Source organism: Photobacterium sp. GB-210 (genome assembly GCF_003026075.1).
Classification (GTDB): domain Bacteria; phylum Pseudomonadota; class Gammaproteobacteria; order Enterobacterales; family Vibrionaceae; genus Photobacterium.
Genome location: NZ_PYNU01000034.1, coordinates 1 through 22318, shown reverse-complemented (window position 1 = coordinate 22318; position 22318 = coordinate 1). Strand labels below are relative to the sequence as shown.

17 protein-coding genes are annotated in these 22318 nt (G+C 38.2%); 2 read left to right on the top strand and 15 right to left on the bottom strand.

Annotated elements, in window-relative coordinates:
- Together C9J38_RS21840 and C9J38_RS20990 are read left to right on the top strand one after the other, a co-directional pair.
- The coding region (locus tag C9J38_RS21840) for a hypothetical protein (RefSeq protein ID WP_158259529.1) at positions 1 to 210 on the top strand (210 nt) is incomplete at its 5' end.
- A 143-nt stretch (positions 211 to 353) separates the two neighbouring features.
- Positions 354 to 1397, top strand: a complete 1044-nt coding sequence (locus C9J38_RS20990) for a hypothetical protein (protein WP_107208747.1) — start codon at positions 354 to 356, stop codon at positions 1395 to 1397.
- A 146-nt stretch (positions 1398 to 1543) separates the two neighbouring features.
- Here the strand turns inward: C9J38_RS20990 and C9J38_RS20985 are convergent, their stop codons facing one another.
- The 15 genes from C9J38_RS20985 to tssB all read right to left on the bottom strand — a co-directional run bounded on the left by C9J38_RS20985 (position 1544) and on the right by tssB (position 21314).
- Positions 1544 to 1897 carry a PAAR domain-containing protein gene (locus C9J38_RS20985; protein WP_005365472.1) on the bottom strand — a complete coding sequence of 118 codons (354 nt, stop codon included), beginning with the start codon at positions 1895 to 1897 and terminating at the stop codon, positions 1544 to 1546.
- Between the two features lie 317 nt (positions 1898 to 2214).
- Complete coding sequence (gene tssM, locus C9J38_RS20980) at positions 2215 to 5754, bottom strand: type VI secretion system membrane subunit TssM (RefSeq protein ID WP_045129295.1); 3540 nt, start codon at positions 5752 to 5754, stop codon at positions 2215 to 2217.
- 16 nt (positions 5755 to 5770) lie between these two features.
- A complete protein-coding gene (tssA, locus tag C9J38_RS20975; RefSeq protein ID WP_107208746.1) occupies positions 5771 to 7225 on the bottom strand; it encodes a type VI secretion system protein TssA in 1455 nt (484 codons plus the stop codon).
- 9 nt (positions 7226 to 7234) lie between these two features.
- Positions 7235 to 7912: a type VI secretion system-associated protein VasI gene (gene vasI / locus C9J38_RS20970; RefSeq protein ID WP_107208745.1), complete on the bottom strand. Its 678-nt coding sequence runs from the start codon at positions 7910 to 7912 to the stop codon at positions 7235 to 7237.
- Positions 7909 to 9444 (bottom strand): sigma-54-dependent Fis family transcriptional regulator, encoded by a 1536-nt coding sequence (locus C9J38_RS20965; protein ID WP_107208744.1) that lies wholly within the window; start codon positions 9442 to 9444, stop codon positions 7909 to 7911. Before C9J38_RS20965 ends, vasI begins: the two co-directional genes overlap by 4 nt.
- Before the next feature lie 5 nt (positions 9445 to 9449).
- Positions 9450 to 12074 (bottom strand): type VI secretion system ATPase TssH, encoded by a 2625-nt coding sequence (gene tssH, locus C9J38_RS20960; RefSeq protein WP_107208743.1) that lies wholly within the window; start codon positions 12072 to 12074, stop codon positions 9450 to 9452.
- 9 nt (positions 12075 to 12083) lie between these two features.
- Positions 12084 to 12881: a type IVB secretion system protein IcmH/DotU gene (icmH, locus tag C9J38_RS20955; protein WP_107208742.1), complete on the bottom strand. Its 798-nt coding sequence runs from the start codon at positions 12879 to 12881 to the stop codon at positions 12084 to 12086.
- On the bottom strand, positions 12881 to 14218 hold the full coding sequence (tssK, locus tag C9J38_RS20950; protein WP_107208741.1) for a type VI secretion system baseplate subunit TssK: 1338 nt from the start codon (positions 14216 to 14218) through the stop codon (positions 12881 to 12883). Before tssK ends, icmH begins: the two co-directional genes overlap by 1 nt.
- On the bottom strand, positions 14219 to 14698 hold the full coding sequence (tssJ, locus tag C9J38_RS20945; RefSeq protein WP_233217850.1) for a type VI secretion system lipoprotein TssJ: 480 nt from the start codon (positions 14696 to 14698) through the stop codon (positions 14219 to 14221).
- A 4-nt stretch (positions 14699 to 14702) separates the two neighbouring features.
- On the bottom strand, positions 14703 to 16097 hold the full coding sequence (tagH, locus tag C9J38_RS20940; protein ID WP_107208739.1) for a type VI secretion system-associated FHA domain protein TagH: 1395 nt from the start codon (positions 16095 to 16097) through the stop codon (positions 14703 to 14705).
- A gap of 11 nt (positions 16098 to 16108) precedes the next feature.
- Positions 16109 to 17134, bottom strand: a complete 1026-nt coding sequence (gene tssG, locus C9J38_RS20935; RefSeq protein WP_045084964.1) for a type VI secretion system baseplate subunit TssG — start codon at positions 17132 to 17134, stop codon at positions 16109 to 16111.
- Positions 17098 to 18864, bottom strand: coding sequence for a type VI secretion system baseplate subunit TssF (gene tssF / locus C9J38_RS20930; RefSeq protein WP_107208738.1), 1767 nt, complete (start codon positions 18862 to 18864; stop codon positions 17098 to 17100). The genes tssG and tssF overlap by 37 nt, the downstream gene beginning before the upstream one ends.
- 2 nt (positions 18865 to 18866) lie before the next feature.
- Positions 18867 to 19304, bottom strand: a complete 438-nt coding sequence (gene tssE, locus C9J38_RS20925; protein ID WP_045084966.1) for a type VI secretion system baseplate subunit TssE — start codon at positions 19302 to 19304, stop codon at positions 18867 to 18869.
- A 5-nt stretch (positions 19305 to 19309) separates the two neighbouring features.
- Entirely contained in the window at positions 19310 to 20779 is a 1470-nt protein-coding gene (gene tssC / locus C9J38_RS20920) for a type VI secretion system contractile sheath large subunit (RefSeq protein ID WP_107208737.1), read from the bottom strand.
- 37 nt (positions 20780 to 20816) lie between these two features.
- Positions 20817 to 21314 (bottom strand): type VI secretion system contractile sheath small subunit, encoded by a 498-nt coding sequence (gene tssB, locus C9J38_RS20915; RefSeq protein WP_006644100.1) that lies wholly within the window; start codon positions 21312 to 21314, stop codon positions 20817 to 20819.
- Positions 21315 to 22318: the final 1004 nt, after the last annotated feature.

Sequence of the window (22318 nt, the reverse complement as noted above, 5' to 3'; positions counted from 1 at the left end):
AGTATTGAAGATGACTCTTTATCTGAAAAAGAGAAATATATTGCAGCAAAAGCAACTGAACTTTTTAATGGTGATGACTTTGCAATAAGCTTTACTCATCCACCTAAAGAAAAAGAAGCTTTGATTGCTGCAAATAATAAAGCTCAAGAAAAAGCAGATTCTGTAAAAAGAGTGATTTATATTGATGGTGCTCACGTACCTGAAGGTTAATTATTTTTGAGCACTTCCTAAATAAAAAGGAAGCGCTTTTTTAATCAATATTAAAGCAAATTATTGCCCAATTGTTTTTAGGTGTACTATACGCCATTAAAATCAATTAGCTTCTCAGTCCGTTAAGTTAAGGCCTTAAATGCATGAAAGTAACTATTACTACCCTTCTATTAGTTTTCTCTTTTTTAGCCTTAACCGGTTGCTCAAAAGCAACAGAGCCACAAAAGGCCGATATTGCTGTGTTTGAACAATTTTTATCAGAAAACCCGATATCAAGTATCAACCCTTCTATTGATATCGCGAGTATCTATCAACCTGGTGATCCACTTTTTGAAGGAGTGTTGAATATTCAGCGTAAGTTATGGGGAAAAGCTGAAAAAACACTTCAACCTTTAGCTGATAAAAAAAATCCAGAAGCGATGTATTGGTTAGCCACCATTACCTACGGTTCGAGCATATATGATACCCCGAAGGCCGGAAAAATGTTAATGGAAGCAGCAGAGTTAGGTAACCCCTATGCCGCTCTATTTTTTTCACCAGATAGCCGCTATTGTAATATGTATTTTAAAAAACAATGCAGTGAGAAGTGGGTAGAAAAAGCACAAAAACTGTTTGCAGAACAAGCAAAAACAGGTGACGTTCGTGCCGTATATTACAGTACGATATTAAAACCAGATTTAACCCACGAGCAATATATTAACGCCATTATCAATGCAGCAGACAATCACTATTATTACCCGCTTGTCGAATATTCGAATCTAATTATCAATGAGAAAAACCCTGACAAGGATATGGAAAATATTGCAGTAAAACTTCTTAATTATGCGCAATTTAATAACTTTATACCGGCTATTGACGCTTTGATGGGGTATGAGGGTGAAAAAAAACGTACTCAAGGTGAACGGTACAAAAACCTGACAGAGCAAGGAATTAAAATTGGCTCTAACCATGCATGGCGAGTTTATCTATTAAATAGCATTAATGATAAATCCTTATCAAGCCAGCAAAAATACTTCATAGCCAAAGCAAGTGAGTTATTTAATGGTTACGATTACGGCATCAGTTTTACTCAACCACCTAAAGAAAAAGAAGCTTTAATTGCTGCGAATAAAAAAGCTCAAGAAAAGGTAGATTCTGTAAAACAAGTGATTTACATTGATGGCGCTCACCCGCGAGTATTTTATTAATTATCTACCCAGTAATTAATATTATTTTTAAAGCACTTCCTAATTACTCAAGAAGTGCTTTTTATTCAATTACAACGAGTCAGAAGAAATATTTGTTAGTTCCTGCTGTTGTACTTAAATGAGAACCAAAGGTTACATCACTACCATTAATTAATATTGACGCCATTACCAAAGTTAACACCACTTCCCATATTTAAGTTGGTGGCGGTTGATGTGCTTAAACTTACCTGATGAGAACTTGCTTCAAGAAAACAGTTACCACACCCAGTATCAACAAAATCACCTACTCGTGCTAGATTTGTACCTAACACATTTGCAGCTCTTGGTGACTGAGCAATAATAGGCCCTTGACCACTACAACTTTTGCTTCCACATGGGCAAGTTGCTATATCACCAACAAGGGCAACCTTTTGTCCATTTATAATTACACCGCCGTGACCTGATATAACAGAGCCGCCAGTTGTGGTTTTACTGCCAACCGTTATTACGTCATTACTCATCAGATAGCCCTTTAAATTTACTGAACGTAATAATACTAAATAATGTACGTAGGCAATAATTTGCCCGAATTTCTGAAATATTTATAGCAACCAATTTACTCTTAAAAACCTAGTCATATCTATTTCCGCCATAATTTTCTGTTTTCCCTAACCTTTCAGCTCATACCGGATAATAGAACGATAAAAGGAGTAATGTAACAATGCACATTAATCCCCAATTTTATCTACATCATCGAAAGACAAAAAATTAGAAAGTTAACTTAGATCAAATCATGGTAAGAAGCGAAATGACTCGCCTCCTACCATTTTCTAATTGATTAATACAACGTCTTACTTAATTTAAAATTCTTAAACAAAGACGTAGTAAAAGGATTGGCATCCGCTTCCGAATTTAAACGATAAACGACATTCCCACTATCAAGCGCAAATTTATAATCCACACTAGTAGAACTTGCGCTTACAACTTCTCCTTTTTCTAATAATCGGAAGAATGCCCAAGGCCCTTGAACAGTAACAGCTCTTGGTGACAAGTTTGCTGCCGAAGGCACTAAAGAAAGCTTGGAAATTGCCGTTTCTCGGAGAGTATTTGGCCATATAACCTCTGTAGGATGACGCGGGCCATGACTAAACTCGATATATTGACCATCAACATTAATAACACTACGAAGTTGATTTGCACTCAAACTAACAGGCTCAATTGTAAACTCGACATCCAACAGTCCTTTACGGTTAAAAAATGCATGTTGAATTTTCTTAGCGCTCTCAAATTGCTTTAGCACATCACCACGTAATATTGAGTTTTCACCATTATTTCCTAAAGAAATATTGTCATCAATAAATAGCTTCAGATCATTTTTATAGAAATTATCCAATGTTCCATTAGGCGCAAAAAATGACTCAAAGTCTTTTAATGATACATCTTTCGACGCATTATGATTAAATGGATAGCGTGTTATCAGCTTCTCTTGATATTCTTTATAAACATCATTTTGCCAACGAACTTCTACATACTTAATTGCTTCTTGTTTTAGTACATACCAACTCTCATCAGCAATACCTTTTACTATGGTATCAAGCGGTGCTGGCAAATTTGTCGCCATTTGGTTTAATGCGAAAATTGGATCGTTATTTTTTAATGCTAATCTTTCCTTCGTTGCTTCTAGTGCAGCTTTTCCTTTATCAGGAGCATCTTGAATTGCTTTCATGTAATGATAAAGTTTTTGTACCGAAGACATGACTTCTTGTAAGTATGCAGGTTGATTACCATTTTTTTCTAACATTGAATCTATATCAGCAAACGGCAATGCAATCGAAGAAGCAACACGGTATTGAGGAGATTTCATCATTGCTAAACGCGCATCATCATTTTCAGATAACTTAGGAAATAGCCTTGTGTTAACGTCAACAGTTTTAACAAAACGTTCTATTGGCTGATTATGACCAACCAGGTTCCCTAAAATACTTACCGCTTCATCAATATCTGAGAAATATTTTATATCTAAGTTATTAAGAGCAAGCTGCCAAGTATTTATGTAATCTTCTACATATAGATCACGAATTTTATTACGTAAAACCTGCTTATCTTCTTCACTAAATTTCGCAACTGTTGATTCGCCAAGAACCCAACTGTCAGCCAACGCGATATCAGATAAAGATTCAACCTTAGGTAAAAAGTAGCTATTAAAACCTTTGCGGGTTAACAATTGTGAAATAACAAGCGCATTATCTTGAATACGCTCTTCGAAAACAGATTCAAACATTGGTCCAACAGACTTCTTCAAATTTAGCGGTGCACCTAAAGTTTCAGCAGCTGAACGTTTTAAACTGTCATAAACACGATCCGCCAGAGCAACAGAGCTAAGAGCGCTTTGTGTATTGCCAATTAAGTTATCATAAGGTTTTAATACTGCGGCCGCACTCTTATTTCTTTGATTTCGCAGTCCCTGTAAATCAGTGTGCAACAAAGCATAATTTAAGTGTTCTAATAGCTGATCTTGAGTTTTTGCATCATTAGGAAATGCGTGTTGCCATAAGCTCGAAAAGTAACCTAATACAACATTATTTTGGCGACCACTGAGATCTGTTAGCATTCTAAAAGTACGTAATGCAGCCAGCTCTTGTTGCTCTGAATCAGCATTTTTCATATCCAAAGCAAGTTGCTTCATTAATGCAGGTAAAAAACGAAACTGTAAAAGACCTAAATACGTTTCTTCTACCTTAGGTCCAATAGCGTGCCCCTGATATAACCCCATATCAGATAAATATTTTGACTTATCTTGAAACACTCCAAATTCTAAGGTGGCATTGCGAATTGAATTTAATGGCTCTAATAGCTCCTGCTCCGTTCGCATCAATTTCACATCAGAATATTCATTCTTAAATTCACTAACTTGCTCAAGAACAGCGTTTTGATGTGAGATATTCTGCTGATAATAACGTTGCCAGCTACCAATTAAGAGAACAGAAGCAATTGAACAAGCGAGAACAGATACAGCCATCACCTTTCGTTTGTGCTTTATCACACGCAAACTATCTGACGCTATACCCGCCTCAGGATATATAACTTCACTAAAAAGTTTCTTAATAAAGTAAGTCGTTGAGTTTTTCGAGTGCTGCGCACTGTTAATGCTATTCGACAGCCCATATCGTCGGGAAGAAGCATCAACAAATACATCTGTTGGTACGCCCTGTTGATAAACAGACAGAAAGTACATACCACGAATAAGGGCCGGTGTTGAAAATTGGTCACTAACAAAAGCATCATTTAATAGCTGCTTTAGTATGTGATGTAAGCCTGCTATCTGGCGAGAGAAGCTATAAATGGCAGCCCTATCATCACTATCCGTTGCGTGACGCAATGCCGCAGGCAAAGAGTCATTAATTCGATTGATAAACTCTTCATAATCATTATCGAATTCAGTCAGCCATTTATCAAAGTCTTCAACAGTATCAAGCGAGAATGTAAACCCCATGACTTCTTCACGTTGGCTTTGAGTATAGCTTCGGAAATAGGGTTCAAAACCATGCAAAAGGTCAAACTTTGTCAACGTTATATATACAGGCATACGGGTAGAGAGAATTTCCATTAATTCCCTCAAACGTGCACGCAAAAGGTTCGCGTACGCACGACGTTCCGATACCGTAGAGCTCGCTAAGTGCTCAATATCTAAAGCAATAACAACACCGTTTAATGGACGCTGAGATCGTGTTTTTTCAAGCCAGTTAACAAAGTTTAACCAAAGACGACGCTCCATCTCACCATCATTATCTTTCTCATTTTGGCGCTGCGTTAACAACTCCCCATCAGGATCAATTAATACTGCATCATCGCCAATCCACCAGTCAAAAGAATAAGGGTTTTCACTTTTCTTACCCGAGGCTCTCATTACATTTGAAAATACAAAATCTTGGCTTGAACGGTTAATTAAGCTTGTTTTGCCTGCATTCTCTAGACCTAGCACCAGATACCAAGGTAAGGAATAAAGGTAGTTACGCTTATTTAAACTGTGTTTCAACTCCCCCATCACTTGGTTTAATTCTGTTTCTTGACGCTCTTCTAAACGCTTTATCGGATCGTCAAGTAACCTTTCTTCACGATCTTTATCTTTGTGAATACGTTTCAAACTGCGCCATTGCATAAATCCCCATACTGCAAAACAGCATAAGGAAAAAATAACACTCATAACGATACGAGAAGCCACAGAGGTGAATGGTTGTTGGTCACCAATTTTTAACCATGGGCCTGCCCACCAAATGGCAACATTAATCAGAATAAAGATTGTAAACATGAGCATAGGCATTGATGATTTAACACCTGAAAGAAGCCTATTTATGAGCGGTCTTATTAAATTCAACATATGATATTTCCCGGTGTTATTGTTCGGCAATATTATTTTTAAGTTGGGCGAGTAATGATGGTTCCCATTCAGTCACCGACATTTCATTAACTTGCCGATATAACGTCTGGTATTGCACCGTTGCCATAGAAGAGAGTGAATGAGCTTCCATGACATCTGCAGATAGTAATCGCCAATAGAAAGCATCTCTGGGTTCTGTCGCTTGTGATAATCCTTCATCAAGCATGCTTAAGGCTGGTGCTATTCCTTCATCATCAGCTAACTGTAATGCCTCTGTACGCTTTTCATTCCAGCTACCTTGTTGAGTAATTTGAGCAACTTTAACGCTTTTATCTTGGTTAAGAAGCCAAGCGATTGTAGCTTCACTTGCAAAAGGAACTTGTCCTTTGAATGAATAAGTCAGTAGTGCTGGTAAGCGATCAACAAATGACTGAAGTTCATCTTTAATAATTGAAGCCCAATCATCCAACCCTAACGCCTTGGCAATACGAAAACTAAGAAAGTGTCCATCTAACCAATAAGGTGACTTAGTTAAACTTTCTTCAACGCGACTCCACAATTCAATATCCGCACCACGCTGTAAAGACTCTTCATAATCACTTATACGATCTGATGAAACGGGCATTAGTTGCGTTTCTTTTTGAGCATTTGCATCTGGTAAGGTATTGATTGAAAACCACATAGCAAAACGACGCACACGAATACTCAGCTTTATTGCATCACTACCAAGTTCATTTAGCGAATCTACCGCTTTCAATAACGAATTTTTAAAAGCACGCTCACTGCTGTTATCTATATCTAAATTAGGAATAGAAACCGGGGTTCCAGTCGACGTCTGACTCGTAATGACTGAAGATGACGAAACAGCAACATCTTGTGATGGTTGTGGAGCTTTAATTTTATTCTCATGATTATCACGACCAGCCTGTCCCAAGTTAACGCGAACACGCGCAGAAATATCGTTAATAATATCCACAGGCAGTGATAGCGAAGATGCTTGATTATCGAGCTCTTCAAGTAATGCCTCCAACACTTGTTTTAAATCACTGTTGAATAGGCTCCAATCTAACTTGTCTGCGGCAACATACGTTCTCTGACAAATTTGATTAAAGAATTTTTTACGGTGTATTTCACCACGCGCCCCTGGAAATGGTTGGCATTCAAGCCAAAAATTAGAGAGAAAATCAACCAATACACCTATCGACAATGAAAAACGCTCTGGTGTTGCCTGATGCTGTAAACATTGCATCAATACGGTCAGTAATTTCAGATCCTTGGTGTGCTCTGAAAGTAAGCTTACGGCACAACTTTCCACTTCATGCCATTGCACTTCTCCATGAGAAAGAGTACCGACCTTCATCATCTGATCATCGATAAAATTTAATTGAGGATGATCTCTTAAACGCTCTCCTACTGGGTTATCCGGTGATATCGGAGCGAGAAGTTGCTCCCTTAAAGTTCCCTTCAACATGATTCACTCCTACCAGCGACAATTTTCACGCATCGGCTCTAAGGCCTCTGCTAGATTGGAGTTATCAAATTCCAGATGATCAATATCAGCCACATTTGAACGTAAAATTAATTGCGGTGAAGAAATCATCGCTTTTATTGCTCTAATAGCAGGTAAACCTCGTCCAGAACGTAATACATACCCTGTTTCATCACTCATCCACTCTTGTGTAATAACAGGAGAACCCGGTATTGATAGTTCAACTTTTCCTGCTTTAACCGGAGTCGGTAAGATCAATTCGGCACGGGTGATTTTTTCATAACACTCCAACATCAAAATTGGGGCTTTCTGATCTTTTAGCTGCTCTGATGAACGAACAGCAGCAGACGTTAACCACATTCGAGAAGCCTGATTACTGCTATCTAACTGATGAAAAATAAACCCTGATCTTTTATCCCGTTTTTTCTCACTATCAACGGCACGAAGCCATGACGATGGATATTTCACATCTGCTTGACTGATCGACACTTGCTCTACAGGTGTATCAAAAATAGCGTCAAAGCACTGTAACCGCTCAAGTTTAGAAGGGATATCACGACAAGCTTCAGCGCGACTCAACTTGGTTTGCGTACTCGGTTGAGAAAAAACAGTCATAGAAAAGGTGTTCAACCCGATCAGTAACGTATATATCATCCACGACTTTTTCATTTAAACTGGATCTCCAACTTTTGACACTTATGTGCAAGTGTTCGTTTAGGTAAACCCAGGCTTTCAGCTGCTTTTGCACGATTACCGTTATATTGCTTTAATCGCTCGTTAATAATTGCTTTCTCATACAATTCCACTGCAATGCGTAAATCATCTATGCTTGAAAAATCGTCTTTTGGCGCAACCGTGTCTTTTATAGGAAGACTAATATCTAATGGTAATTTTGCTACAAACACCTTTTTTTGAATAAGATCATCACATTCAGTTTGTACACACGCCACTTCTATTAACGAACGTAATTCACGGACATTACCGGGAAAACTCATTTCTTTAAGGTGATCTAACGCCTTGGGAGATAAACCCAAAATATTTCGTTGTTCACGATTGTTATATTGCTGAATAAAGTAAGAAGCTAACTCTTCAATATCCCCCTTTCGATCATTAAGACTTGAGAGCAATAATGGGTATTGATAAATGCGATAATAAAGATCTTGTCTAAAGCCACCATCATTTACACTTTGACGTAAATTTACATGCGTTGCAGCGATCAAACGAAAATTAGAAGATTGCTCTTTATTAGAGCCAACCGGACGATATTGGCATGTCTCGAGCACACGTAATAGCTTCGCTTGAAGACCTAAAGATAACTCTCCTATTTCATCTAAAAATAATGACCCGCCGTTAGCTTGAGCTATCAGTCCCTTACGGTTAGCTACCGCGCCTGTGAATGCCCCTTTTTCATAACCGAACAGTTCACTTTCTAACAAGCTTTCAGGTATTGCCGCACAGTTAATCGCGACAAAAGGCTCTTTGCATCGTTCTGATAAGCTATGTAGTGCTTTTGCGACTAACTCTTTACCCGTTCCGGTTTCACCTTGAATAAGTACACTAAGGTTTGAGCCAGCAGCCACTGTTATTTGTTCTCGTAACTGTTTCATTACAGAGCTGCTTCCAATGAGCTTGCATGCCATATCTGACCATGCGCTCTTTTTCTGATGCTCTGCTTTTAGTCGTGTAATCGAGTCACTAAGTTGCTTTTTATGAGAAGACTGCGCATCCATATCTCTAATGAGTAACCACTGAGAAATAAAGGCACTGCTAAATTCACGCCAGTTTTCATCAGATAATAAATCGTTAATCTGCTTTTGTTCACCGATTAATACTTGAATAGCTGTCACATGGTTTTGACTATTCATTAAAGGAACAATAAGCAAACTACTTGATGCATCTACTTGCGAAGATAACTGCTTAAACGAATCATTTTGTTGCCAATAAACCAATTGTTGGCGATCCAGTAAAACAACTGACGCTTGCTGAAGTACGTGTGAAAAGGGATGATCAAAATCATTTACATCCCATACCCACGATTGATTTTCTGTCGCAAATAAAGTGCGACCGTCATCCGTCGGATAGATGATATAACTGGCCGTTAATGCAAGCTCTTCTTTTAACGCACTATTATAGAAATCAGTGAGTGTAGCTCGGTCACGATAACCTATTAATGCTGAGGTATAATGAAACCACTGTTGCATAACAATTACTCCACCTCACTGCAGAACTCGCCATTTTCTACCGTTAAGCAAATACGTGTAATCGCTTCACGATGAGCAAGTTTATTTAACAAAGCTAAAGAAACTGGCGGCAACATCTGCCCTTCAATGATCGCTTCTAGCATACGCGCACCATTTTCAGAGCGCGTTGCACGTACAAGTATTTCTTCAACAAGGCATGGTTCAATAACAACTTCCGCCTTATAACGAGAAGTTAATAACTTCTCTAATCGTGAGAGTTTTCCTCGAACAATTTGTGCTAAAACGTCCTTATTCAGAGGTAAATAAGGCACTACCTCCATACGCGCTAACAATGCGGGTTTAAAGAAATTCGCCAACTCTGGATACATCTTTTCTTCGATCAGTTCTGGCTGCTCTGCATAATCAACAATGGTCTGATAACCAAGGTTTGACGTTAGGAAGAACAAGATATTTTGACAATCGATTAAACGCCCTTCGCCATCAGCAAGTTCGCCTTTATCGAAAGCTTGATAGAACAGATTCAAGACTTCAGGGTGTGCTTTTTCTACCTCATCAAGTAAAACAATTGAATAAGGCATCTTTCTAATAGATTCAGTTAATACGCCACCCTCACCAAAACCAACGTAGCCCGGGGGTGAACCAATAAGACGAGAAACTGTGTGCTTTTCCTGATATTCAGACATATTTATGGTGGTTAAGAATTGCTGCCCACCATATAACTGCTCGGCTAGTTGAACCACTGTCTCTGTTTTACCCACACCACTTGGACCAACTAATAAAAATGCACCTTGAGGTCGGCCTGGACGACGAAGATCAGCACGCGCAGTCAATAAATGGCGATGAATACTCGCCAATGCGATATCCTGACCTTTAATCATTGAATTTAATACAGAGGGCAACTCAGTAATTTTAGCTAACTCATCAGTATTCATCTGATCGACAGGCACTCCCGTCCAGTCAGCAATGACTTGTGCAACCTGCGCCGCATCAACCTCAGGATAAATGAGCAACTCGTCATGAGGAATGAGTGCTAGTTGAGAATAAAGATCGACCAATCGATTCTGTAATTCATCAACCGACAAGCAAGATTCATCATCATCGTTCTGCTCTGGCAATAGCTCAGTCATCGGCGATAAGAGCTGTTGGCGTGTATCGATAATCTCAGTAACAAGTTCTTTTTGTTGCTGCCAATCTTTGTAGAGAGATTCACACTCAACTTGTTCTTCTAAATCTTTTTCTACTAATGCCGATAGTCGTTCTTCATCAACGGCTTTGCCTAATAATTGCTGACGATTGATCATTTGAATTTCAAGCTGACGTTGATAACTACCACTTTCAATCTCAGAAATTCTGCGAGGAGGTGCTGTAAGATTAATAGCAATACGTGCACAAGCCGTATCTAAGACATCAATAGCCTTATCGGGAAGTTGACGACCAGATACATAACGAGCAGACAATTCTGCTGCCGCACGTAGCGCATCATCACTGATCAATACATTATGCGCATTTTCATACACGCTGTGCAGACCACGCATAATATCAACAGCTTGCTCGGTTGTTGGCTCATCCAATTTAACTAACTGGAAGCGTCGAGTAAGGGCGGGATCTTTCTCAAAGTACTTTTTGTACTCTTTCCACGTTGTTGCCGCAATTGTACATAATTCACCACGAGCTAAAGCAGGTTTAAGTAAGTTCGCAGCATCACCCTCTTGATTACCAGCACCAATCAAAGTGTGAGCTTCGTCGATGAAAAGAATGATCTTCACTGGTGAATTTTTTACTTCATCAATCACTGACTTCAAGCGTTTTTCAAATTCACCTTTTACTGATGCCCCTGCTTGCATAAGCCCTAGATCAAGCAACCATAGCTCAACACGCTGAAGCTGCTCAGGCACTTTGCCCGATTCAATGCGTGAAGCGAGACCTTCAATAACGGCACTCTTTCCAACCCCTGCATCACCGACAACGATGGGATTGTTTTTGCGTCGACGACATAAAATATCAATCATTAGATTAATTTCATTATCGCGGCATAAGACAGGATCTAACTTACCTTGGCGAGCTTGCTCTGTAACATTTGAACAAAAACGATTAAGCGCACTATCACCAGAGTTTACATTTAGTGGCGCTTTTGTTTCGCCAGAATTTACAACAGGTGTTTCAGCAGAATCCGCTACAAGTGATGTGAACTCTTTACGTAAAGCCTCTCGATTAATATTTTCAAAGGCTTTTACTAGACTAAAACTTAAATAACGATCGGGGCGAATAAGTGCTGCCAAGAAAATAAGACCCGATCTTAACTCTGCTTCATTCATTTCTGTTGAAGCTAATAACCATGCATCTTGAAGTAGTTCAACCAGTAAAGGTGAAAAGCTCGGATATGTATCATTCCCTTTATCATGCGGCATTGCATCACCACACAACTGCTTAACAACATCCGTTTTTAAATTAACTTGTTCAAGTAAAACCCTAATATCTGATAAAGGATTTTCTAGAATAGAAAATAAAAGGTGCTCAATAGTAACTTCATTATTTTCACGGCTCATACATAACGATGAAGCCTGTTCTAATGCAATTTTTGTTTGTGCATTTAATTTATTGATGAGTACAGGGAGTTCTATTCTGATCACAATGAAGTCCTATTGAAGAATGTGATTAAGCTGTGTTAAAACATCTAAAGATTTATTATTAAGTAAGATTGAATACGCGATATAAATAGCAACCCAAGATAGACCAAAACCTATAAATACAGCCCAAAGAGGAATCTGTCTCGTTAACTTATATTTTTTTTGTGCAACATGTTTTGTTGCGGTAGTTAACGGTTTCGGTTCTTTATCTATTCTTCTTAACGTTTCATAAAGATTTGAAACGACTTTATCAAACGCTTCTTGACCATTATTCATCACCTTATATCGACCTTTAAATCCTTGCATCAAACAAAGATAAATAAACATCAATAAATCATGATAACGTTCTGGCTCAGTTATTAATCGAGATAAGATCGAGAAAACTTTTTCTCCACCCCATGTTTCATTGTGAAAACGCGTCAGCAATGAATGTTCAGCCCATATGCTATCCGCTCCCCAAGAAGTACTCATTACCGCTTCATCGATAAAGGAGCAGAGAACATAGCGATAAGCTAGGATCACAGCATGATCATAACTTGCTTCGGTGAGCTCTACCTCTATCGCTTTAATTTCTTCAACAACTTGATGATAAATTTCTTCAATATTATCGCAGCTACTTAAACTACGAATACGTGACGTCATGCCCATTAACGGCGTTGCAGCATCAATCAATAAATTAATATTGCTACCGCGTAATTGGAACCAAAAGTCCTGATCAAGATTTGTATTCTCTACATTGTCATACAGTAAATCATCATAGTGCGTGTCGCGTATACGGCCTTTCTTTTGAATAGTATGATCCATCATCATTAGCTCCTGATTGCCCAAAATTGAAGATCAAGTTCAGGGAAATCACCTGCAACATGGAATGCAAAACCACTTGAATTATTAAGCATCAGCCAAGCTTGGCTCGTCTTGTCCAATTTAAAGTACGTGTATCCAGCATGGTAAGGTAATTGACGTGGAGCCACAGGCAATGGCGACAATGGAATACCAGGTAACTGCAATGAAATAAGTTCACGAATCTTTTCAACAGACGCAATTTTTGTCTGGTGCATAAATAACTTACGTAACTCTTCCTGCGGAATACGAGCACGTACAGCCAAGATAAACTCAGCATCAGTAACCAAGTTAGTGTCCTGAATCGATGCCACCATGAGACCGTATTTTCTTTTCTGCAATTGAATAGATACGGCACGCGGCTCAAGAACAATACTCAATGCCTGTCGTAACATAGACATAACAGGCATAAATGCGTGCTCAGGCATGTCATGGTTATAACTTGCAAACTCGGGCGTCATACGACTTTCATCTGTAAAAGTGGCTAGTTCACCACAAAATGAAGTGAGTTCCTGATATAACTCTTCAGGATGAATACTACGTAAATGCGCGATATGCTGAAGTCTTGGCTCCATGCGATTAAGCATCTGAAGTAACATGAAATCTGCCACATCGGCTACGCCACCTTGATTAGGAGAACCTAAACGTAATGCAATATTTTTTGCTCGCTCTCTCATTAAGCCAGCCATTTCACCGACAAAGCGCTGTAATCGTGGTACTGCTTTCACATTTAAATGGCAAGGAATAAAGTTGTCATCCAACATCACACTGCCATCAGGACGTTTTTCTAAAATTCGTGCAATAGCAATAGACGCGTATGCACTTCGGTCATCCTTACCAAGCAAAAGGCGAACACTTGTTGAGCCAACGTCCATTAAGCAGCTGTCACCTTGAATGGATTGGATATCTCTGACTTCTTCACGTTTACATTTATAACGTGTCATACCACCCGCAGTTTCATTCCAACTAACTTCCGCGAGTGAGTCACTACGTAAAGGGATCGCTAAATAAATAATTTGATTGGCTAATGAACTATCAGTCACTTCCAACGCATCAGGCAACATGTCTTGCTGAGGAATATTAAAAGGTGTGCCGTCAGGCATAATACCAGCCGCACGTTCAATTGCGATGCGACCAAAACTTAGGTATTCCAAATTTAAGCTTAATTCTGTTATTCCATATAAATAGAGACTGACAGAATTAAGTCTTTCATCAATGATGCTTTCAAAATAGCGCTGCTGTTGTTGGAAGTGTTGAGGTTTAATAAATAAACCTTCATTCCATATTACTCGGTTTTTTGATGACATCTACTCAACCCTATCTAGCACAACTTGATTATCTTTTAAATAAATAAGCAAGTGATAATCACGACCTAACGTTTTTACTTTTACAGACTTTTTCCAATCACTATTATCGCTATCAGAAAATAAAGCCATCACACCGATATAACGCGTGTCTTCATCTAATTTAATTTCTTCGACAAACTTAAATTTATTCGGCAGCATGACATAATCATAAACATCAACATAGTTACTCTTTAGTGCTTTTTTATATTCAAAAGCTAGCTGATCATAAGATGCTGAATTAAACATAGAGTCATCTTCAAGTTCGAAAACTTTTAATTCAACTGGTGAGGCTTCATTATTCCCATTCGTATTTATTGAATCGGTACTCACCATGCTGATTGTTATCGTACTTGGCTCTGATGCCGGATCATATTTAGAGCTACAACCCATCAACGTTAAGGCAAAAATAAAAACCATGTGGAACAAAGACGACGATTTCATCCAGCTACACCTCTTGTTGTTTATCACGCAGGTTTTTATCGTAAGATTGATCAAAAATCTCCCAGAATAGCTTTTCAAATCCATGCTGACGATTTGAAGTCAACTCTTTATGATAACTTTGATACATTTCCCAAGCCCATGCTTCTGGTGATTCACCAACCGATTGGCCAGGACGACGATAACGTAAAAACCTTCGCATCAACACTTCAGGTGAAAAGGCTTGAATAATTTGATTCAGTGCCTCGCTAATTGCAGTATGTACAGCATCATTATGATCTTTAACTGTGCGAAGACTTTCTTCGATGGCTGCTGGTGCAGATAAGTGAACAAGACTACGTTGGCTATCAAACATAACCTGTACTGTTTCGTCATAACTTAAACCAAGTCGTAACGGGTTATCTTCAATGGGTTGCAAGTTCTTATTCATCACACCATATCGACTGGTATTAACTTGTTGATGAAGTTCTATTAACCCTTTTACTGCAGCTTGTAATGATGCTCCCATCTCTTCAGATAGCATTTGCATTTCAGCTAAATCATCACTGTTATTCGTTCTAACGCCTAAACCACGAAATAGCGGACCCGTTAATAAATGGTTTTCATCTGTTGCTACCATCGAATGATTATTCGAACCAGAAAAACCTCGTCCCATTTCTTCTTCAAGCAGATCCAGCGTGTTATCGTCCATTCTTAGTTCCTTGCTATTTAAAGTAGTCGCTATGTATCCCGATGATTTTTCATCAGCATTCAACGTAGATTTAAAACCGCTTAATGTAATAGCTGACGTTGTGTCATTTTCAGTATCGGCTTGTATTGTCTGGGCATCACCAATCCACGAATCACATTCAGAAATTAATGACTGTGCATTATTAAAAGATACTGCTGGCTTATTTCGTGTAATTAACGATTCAACTTCTGTTTTATGTTTGAGTTGATCGAGTGCTAATAATGGATCATCCACATTCGCTTTTTGATCCTTAGTTGTGACATCTAGCTCATCACCAAATAAATCAATATCAGTTGATTTAGATAGCATCTCTTCAATGTCTTTATCATTTTCAGTGCATGCTTCACCGATAGAAACACGAATGAAATAAGGACCAATTGAAATAACATCATTTTCATTTAAACGCGCATGCTTGTGCCAACCAATCGGCATTGAAGCACCATTGATATAGGTTTGATTCGAAATATCAGTGATACAAAAACAGCCATCAATCATTGTGATCTGACAGTGAACCGGTTCCAAAACTCCGTCTCTATCAGCTAGGTGCCAAAAACTCGATGAACTAGAACCAATCGCGCCACCAGCAGATGAAAATTCTTTCGTTGCCGACAAACCCGGTTCTAAGAACCGAGTATTAGTAACTTTTAACTTTAGTCGTTGTTGTTCCGCCATTTTTAGCCCCTTTACTGACGAACTTGTATACAAACTTTACGGTTATTATTCGTCTCACCTAAGAAAGAAGACCAACCTAACGACAGCGTTGAGCCTTGTATCAATTGCAATGAAGGTACTTCGTCTTCTTTAAGCTCTAACTCCAGATCAAATGCCATTTGCTCACGAAGAATAAATTCAACCAGCTTACAAAATGGCAAATACTCTTTGCCTGACGGTAAAAAATCATTGAATCGTGATTGGGTAAGATCTTTAATCTCAATAACAAATTTTCCCGTGCAATCACGAACCGTCGAGCCAATAATCGTACTTTCACCTAACTCACAGTTTGCATTTCCAAGACACATTCGTTGATGATTGGGTATATCTACTTTCCGCTCTACCCACTGACGAATAACAACGTTATCCAAATCAAAGCAATGAGAAATGATACCTGCAACAATTTGTGGGGAACGGCTTCTACCAGCTAATGTACCGGCGTATGAAAGCATTTTCCCCCAGTTAATTGCGGTTTCACCACGAAGGTCTTCATCAGCCAAGCCGACTAAGGCAAATAACTGAGAAGAGAAGGCATCGCTGGCATTTTCTTTAAACCGAATGTAATAACGGTATTTACGCCAAATTCGATATACCAACGCCAATAGTCGGTTATTAAAGAAATCGAGAAAATGCCGTCTTAACCCCGTTTCACTCTCAGATGCTATTTCTTCTAATAAAAAACCCGGTAATGGTGATTGAGCACCATTTAATCCAAAGAACGTCGTTTCTAAACAGAAACCACCTTGCTCCAACATCTCTAATTTTGAAATATCACTCGCAGCAAACCCTAAACTCGGATTGGCTTTAAACAGTAAACGACAATGTGTTTCCCACCCTTCGGTCTCAGGATCTTCATCAGCCAAGCGCTGTAAAAGTTCGACTAATTGATAAAAGTCGTAAGACCGAACTTGTTGCTCTACTATTGCTAATTGATCGGATGCAAGATGGTCACAATCAAGATCTATATCAAAGGCTGTAGACCCGTCTGCGTTCCCCATGAATATCGTTCCTGATTGACACTGTTAATTACAATAAGCTCATGAAATGAATTGATACTTGCATACAAAGAAAAGAAGCGACTTAACACACTCCCAAACAAATACAAATCCCCTTCAGAGCTGAACGCTTCTTCGTTAAGCACTAGCTCAGACTGTAAACCTCGAACAGGTAATCCTTTGATGATCCGTTCAATTGGCTTAGATGTAATTTTTACGATCCCATCAAGTCTGTGTTTAGCAACACGCTCAGCTTGTCTATCGACAAGTGCTCTAAAGTCATAAGCTCGAAGTACAGAACACAGTGCATCTTTCGAAAGCAATGAAAGATAGTTAAGCGATAAATTTGAAATCAATGTCCACAACAAGCTGCCATCTAACGTCGGCCTTAACGGCTGTGTTGGTTCTGTGATGTTAGAAAAAGTTACAAAAGACGGTGAACTATTTGTTTGCACACAAATATCACCAATCCCTAACTCCAATGGCAATTGTCGATTCGTACACGTTAACTGCAATGAAATCGCTTCACTGGTTCCGACATTTAGCGTTTCATCCCCACGAACAAATGAAATGTAATGATCAAAACCATCATTTCTTACACTCTCTCTCACCCTTGCGCGGTAATAGAGCGCTAATCGGTGGCGAGAACGTTCGATTTCATGTTGAAAACTTTCAAAAGAGGTATAAACACGCTTTTGCCCCTTTGAACGTAACTTGTGATCCTCTTGTCGCCCTTCTACATGATCAATACTGAAAATTTCATAATGAGCAGGAAGACGACTTGAAGGTGCAATGCGATATTCCGCCCGCTTTCCCGTTAAATCGATAGGATCAGAATCATGAGTAAATAGATTGATAATCGGTGTACAAAATAATTTAAAGCTATCTTTACGTACGCGAACATCGGCAGGTAGCGTTCTTGAAAAAACAAATTTCAATTGAAACTTTCTACCCATATCCGGCGTGATATAACGATCAAGATTAACCAAATCACCAAATAAAAATGCATCTGGAAACGTTAAGTATTCTTGTAAAATACGATAACCTTCATAAACATTTTTTGGATATGGCATTACAGCATCAGCGGAATCAAAGCCACAGCTTTTAAATTGTGATGCAGGAATCGCTATCGTTTTATCACTACACACTAATTCAATATGTGATAAATAATGGTTTAGCCATAAATACAGCATCTGCGCGCTGTACTGATGTCCACCCAAGAACAATGACAGCGCTTTTAGATCTATATCGGGTAAACTTTGTTCGCCTAATACATCGAAATTCAAATCAATGATTGACGACTCCCGGCTATGGGTAGTCGCAACATCAACCAACTCCAAAGGATAAATATCTAGGTTTCGGCAAGTTCTAAACCGACACACAGTATCGAACACCGCTTCACTATCAACATCTGTATTTGCTGGTATTGTTTGACGAACACTTATTGCTTTTTCAATCGGTGTAAATTGAACAATACTCAAGCTTGGTACAGGCCTTAAATAATTAGGCCAAAGCATGTTGATTATAGAATGTGTGAGCTCAGGAAATTCATCTTCAACTTTTTCACGTAAACGAGCCGTTAAAAAAGCAAAGCCCTCTAATAATCGTTCAACATCAGGATCTGTATTTTTCCCTTGTAAAAAACGAGATAATTGAGGATGTACTTCGGCAAAAGCAACGCCTTGCTCTTTTAAAAAAGCAAGCTCATCCCTAAAATATTTTTCTTGTGACAAAGTTAAATTACTCTGTATTTACGACTATTATCCAACATCAAATCAATACGCACCGAATCATGCAGTGCTCTTGAATTAATACATGCTGTAATATGAAAGAAGATATTTAATGGACTTTCATCATTTGGCACATATTGAATATCAATCTTGTCTAAACGTGGCTCGTAGCGCTCAAGACAATGACGAATTGCCAGCTTAATTTGTAATGCCAGATCATGCGTACCTAAAGTTGCATCATTAAAATCAATTAATCCCAAATGAGGCGCACACAGCGCTTCACCTAAACGAGTGTTAAGTAATTGCGCAACATTGCGTTTAATTGAATTTAAAACATGTTTAGCATCCGGTCCTTTCGTCATCACTTTTCGCGGCGCATTAGTCTCTAAACGTTCAAAGAGACTAACACCATAAGCCCTATCTTCTAGTTCTATATAAGACATTGAAATTATGCCTGATCTAAACGACCAACTAGTGATAACTCAAAGTTTGCGCCCATGTATTTAAAGTGAGGGCGAACAGACAATGCCACTTGGTACCAACCTGGATCGCCCTCAACATCAAGTACTTCAATTTTCGCAGCACGTAAAGGACGGCGACTACGAACATCAGCTGGTGGGTTTTCCTGATCAGCCACGAATTGTTTAATCCATGCGTTCAATTCACGCTCAAGATCTTGACGCTCTTTCCAAGAACCAATTTGTTCACGTTGTAATACTTTCACATAGTGCGCTAAGCGGTTAATGATCATCATATAAGGCAATTGAGTACCTAATTTGAAGTTCATTTCAGCTTCGCGCCCTTCTTTCGTATTAGGGAACACTTTTGGTTTCTGAACTGAGTTTGCAGAGAAGAATGCAGCGTTATCACTACCTTTACGCATGGTTAATGCAATAAAGCCTTCTTCAGCTAATTCAAATTCTTTACGATCTGTCACTAACACTTCTGTTGGGATTTTTGCTTGTAATTCACCCAAAGATTCAAATAAATGAACAGGTAAATCTTCAACAGTACCGCCACTTTGAGGACCGATGATATTTGGACACCAACGGTATTGAGCAAAGCTATCAGTTAAACGTGAAGCCAAAGCAAAAGAGGTATTACCCCATAAGTAGCTTTCGTGTGAATCACTCACGTTTTCACGGTAATTAAATGTTTTAGTTGGGTTCTCTTCTGGATCGTATGGGGTACGAAGAAGAAAACGTGGAGCCGTTAATGCAAGGTAACGAGAATCTTCAGATTCACGTAATTGTCGCCATTTAATATAGCGAGGGCTGTCAAATGTTGCTTTTAAATCTTTAATATTTGGTAAGTCTTCAAAAGATTCGATACCAAAAAATTCTGGTGCTACACCTGAAATAAATGGAGCGTGAGCCATTGCACCCACAGCACCAATGTATTGAAGTAGCTTAATATCAGGCGATGATGGCGTGAATGAGTAATTACCAATGATAGCGCCAATAGGCTCACCACCAAATTGTCCGTATCCAGACGAATATACATGCTTATATAAACCAGATTGAGACGTCTCTGGCGCAAATTCGAAGTCGTCTAAAAGCTCTTCTTTAGTCGCATGCAATAATTCAATTTTATTGTTTTCACGAAAATCAGTACGATCAACAAGCATCTTCACACTACGCCAAGCAGATTCAACCTTTTGAACCTCTTCACAGTGTAAAATTTCATCCATTTGCGCACTAATCTTACTGTCTAACTCAACAAGCATCTGATCAACAAGTCCTTTATTGACTTGTTCTACACCAGAATTACCCAGTAAATTTTCAATGAATGCAGCCACCCCTTTCTTGGCAATGTCATAACCTTCATCGGACGGAGTCATGCGTGTTTGAAGCATAATTTCATCAAGTAAACTGCTTTCAGTTGTACTTGATGATTCAAGTGTTTTTTGTAAAGACATTTATCGTTCTCTTAAAATTAAAGCCAAAAGGAAATTACTATTTCTCACCTTCGCCACTAACAAGTTGTAACTCGTTAAGTAGCTTTTCACGTGACTCGTCAGATTCAATTAGTTCTTGAAGACGAGAACGAAATGCTGGAATATTTCCAAGTGGTCCTTTTAAAGCAACTAATGCTTCTCTTAATTCAATCAGTTTTTTTAATTCTGGAACTTGTTGGCTGATTGCATCAGGAGAAAAATCATTAAGACTTTTAATTGAAAGATTAATTGATAAGTCAGAATCATCGTCTGAAAGTTTGTTTTTCACAGAAGTTGTCAACGATAATTTACTTTCGCGCATAACCGATTCAAAGTTATTTTTATCAACTGAAACGGCTTTACGCTCTTCTATAGGTTTATCTTCCCCATCACCTTTAAATTCACCCACAACAAGTGTTTTTAATGGTAGCTCTACTTCAGATTGAACATCACCTTTGTGAGGAACGTATTTAATATTAATACGTTCTTTAGGTGCGACGGTGCCTTCTTTAGACATTTTAAACCCCGTTATTTTTATTATTTACAACGAATAGATAAACCAGCAGATTTAACATCTTTAACAAATTAAAAATGAAAATGTTATTTTTAATTAAATATGCTTTATTATTTATATTATTTCCTAACCAACAAAAATGCTTCTAGATAACAAATATTGCTTGCAGTGAATTAAATAGTAATTACCGTTGCATATCAAGCAATATTGTATAGATTTTGAGACACTAAAATCTATTAATACATACAAATAAGAATTTTAATAAATTCAAACACAACATAAAAAACTATTGATTCCATAACCTTAAACCCAGCATTAACATATTAACGCTAAACTCCAGACTAAAATGCTATGTTTTTTTAAAATATTGATTAAATTAAAAAACCAAATATATGTGATAGCCTTCCCAAAAAACAAACTCCCATATAAAAAATTCAGTATAAAAATGTGCTTCATTCTATTAATAATTTAGAGAGCCTAATTAATATAATAGAATAAAGGATATGATTTTAATAATACTAGGCCCTTTCTCACTAATAAGAATATTGTAAATAAAAAATTTAAAGCAATACCTGATATTTAACATTCGGGCAAGATCTTGCCCGCTTCGTTATTAACAGACTCCATTAAAAAAGAGATTGTTAAATAAACTTTATTATTTACATTTTACTAACCATATCTATTGCGCGTTTTTTATTTTTTAGCCATTTTTTTAAGCCCTTAATCATTGCTTATTCAGATGACAAATCATTACCAATAAAAATTCTTTAATCACGAAAGTAAGCAAGATCTTGCCCAAATCGAGCAATAAGTTGCCCAGCCGGGCAAGATCTTGCTCGATATTTACTAGCGTAAAAACGCAAAACCCATACTTATCAGGAACTTAAAAACTGGCACACTTCCTGCTCTAACAGCACGTCATCACAGCATAGGCTGTGTCATTTACTCCATCATAAAATAGGATACTAAGATGCCAACTCCTTGTTATATCGCGATCCAAGGCCAAA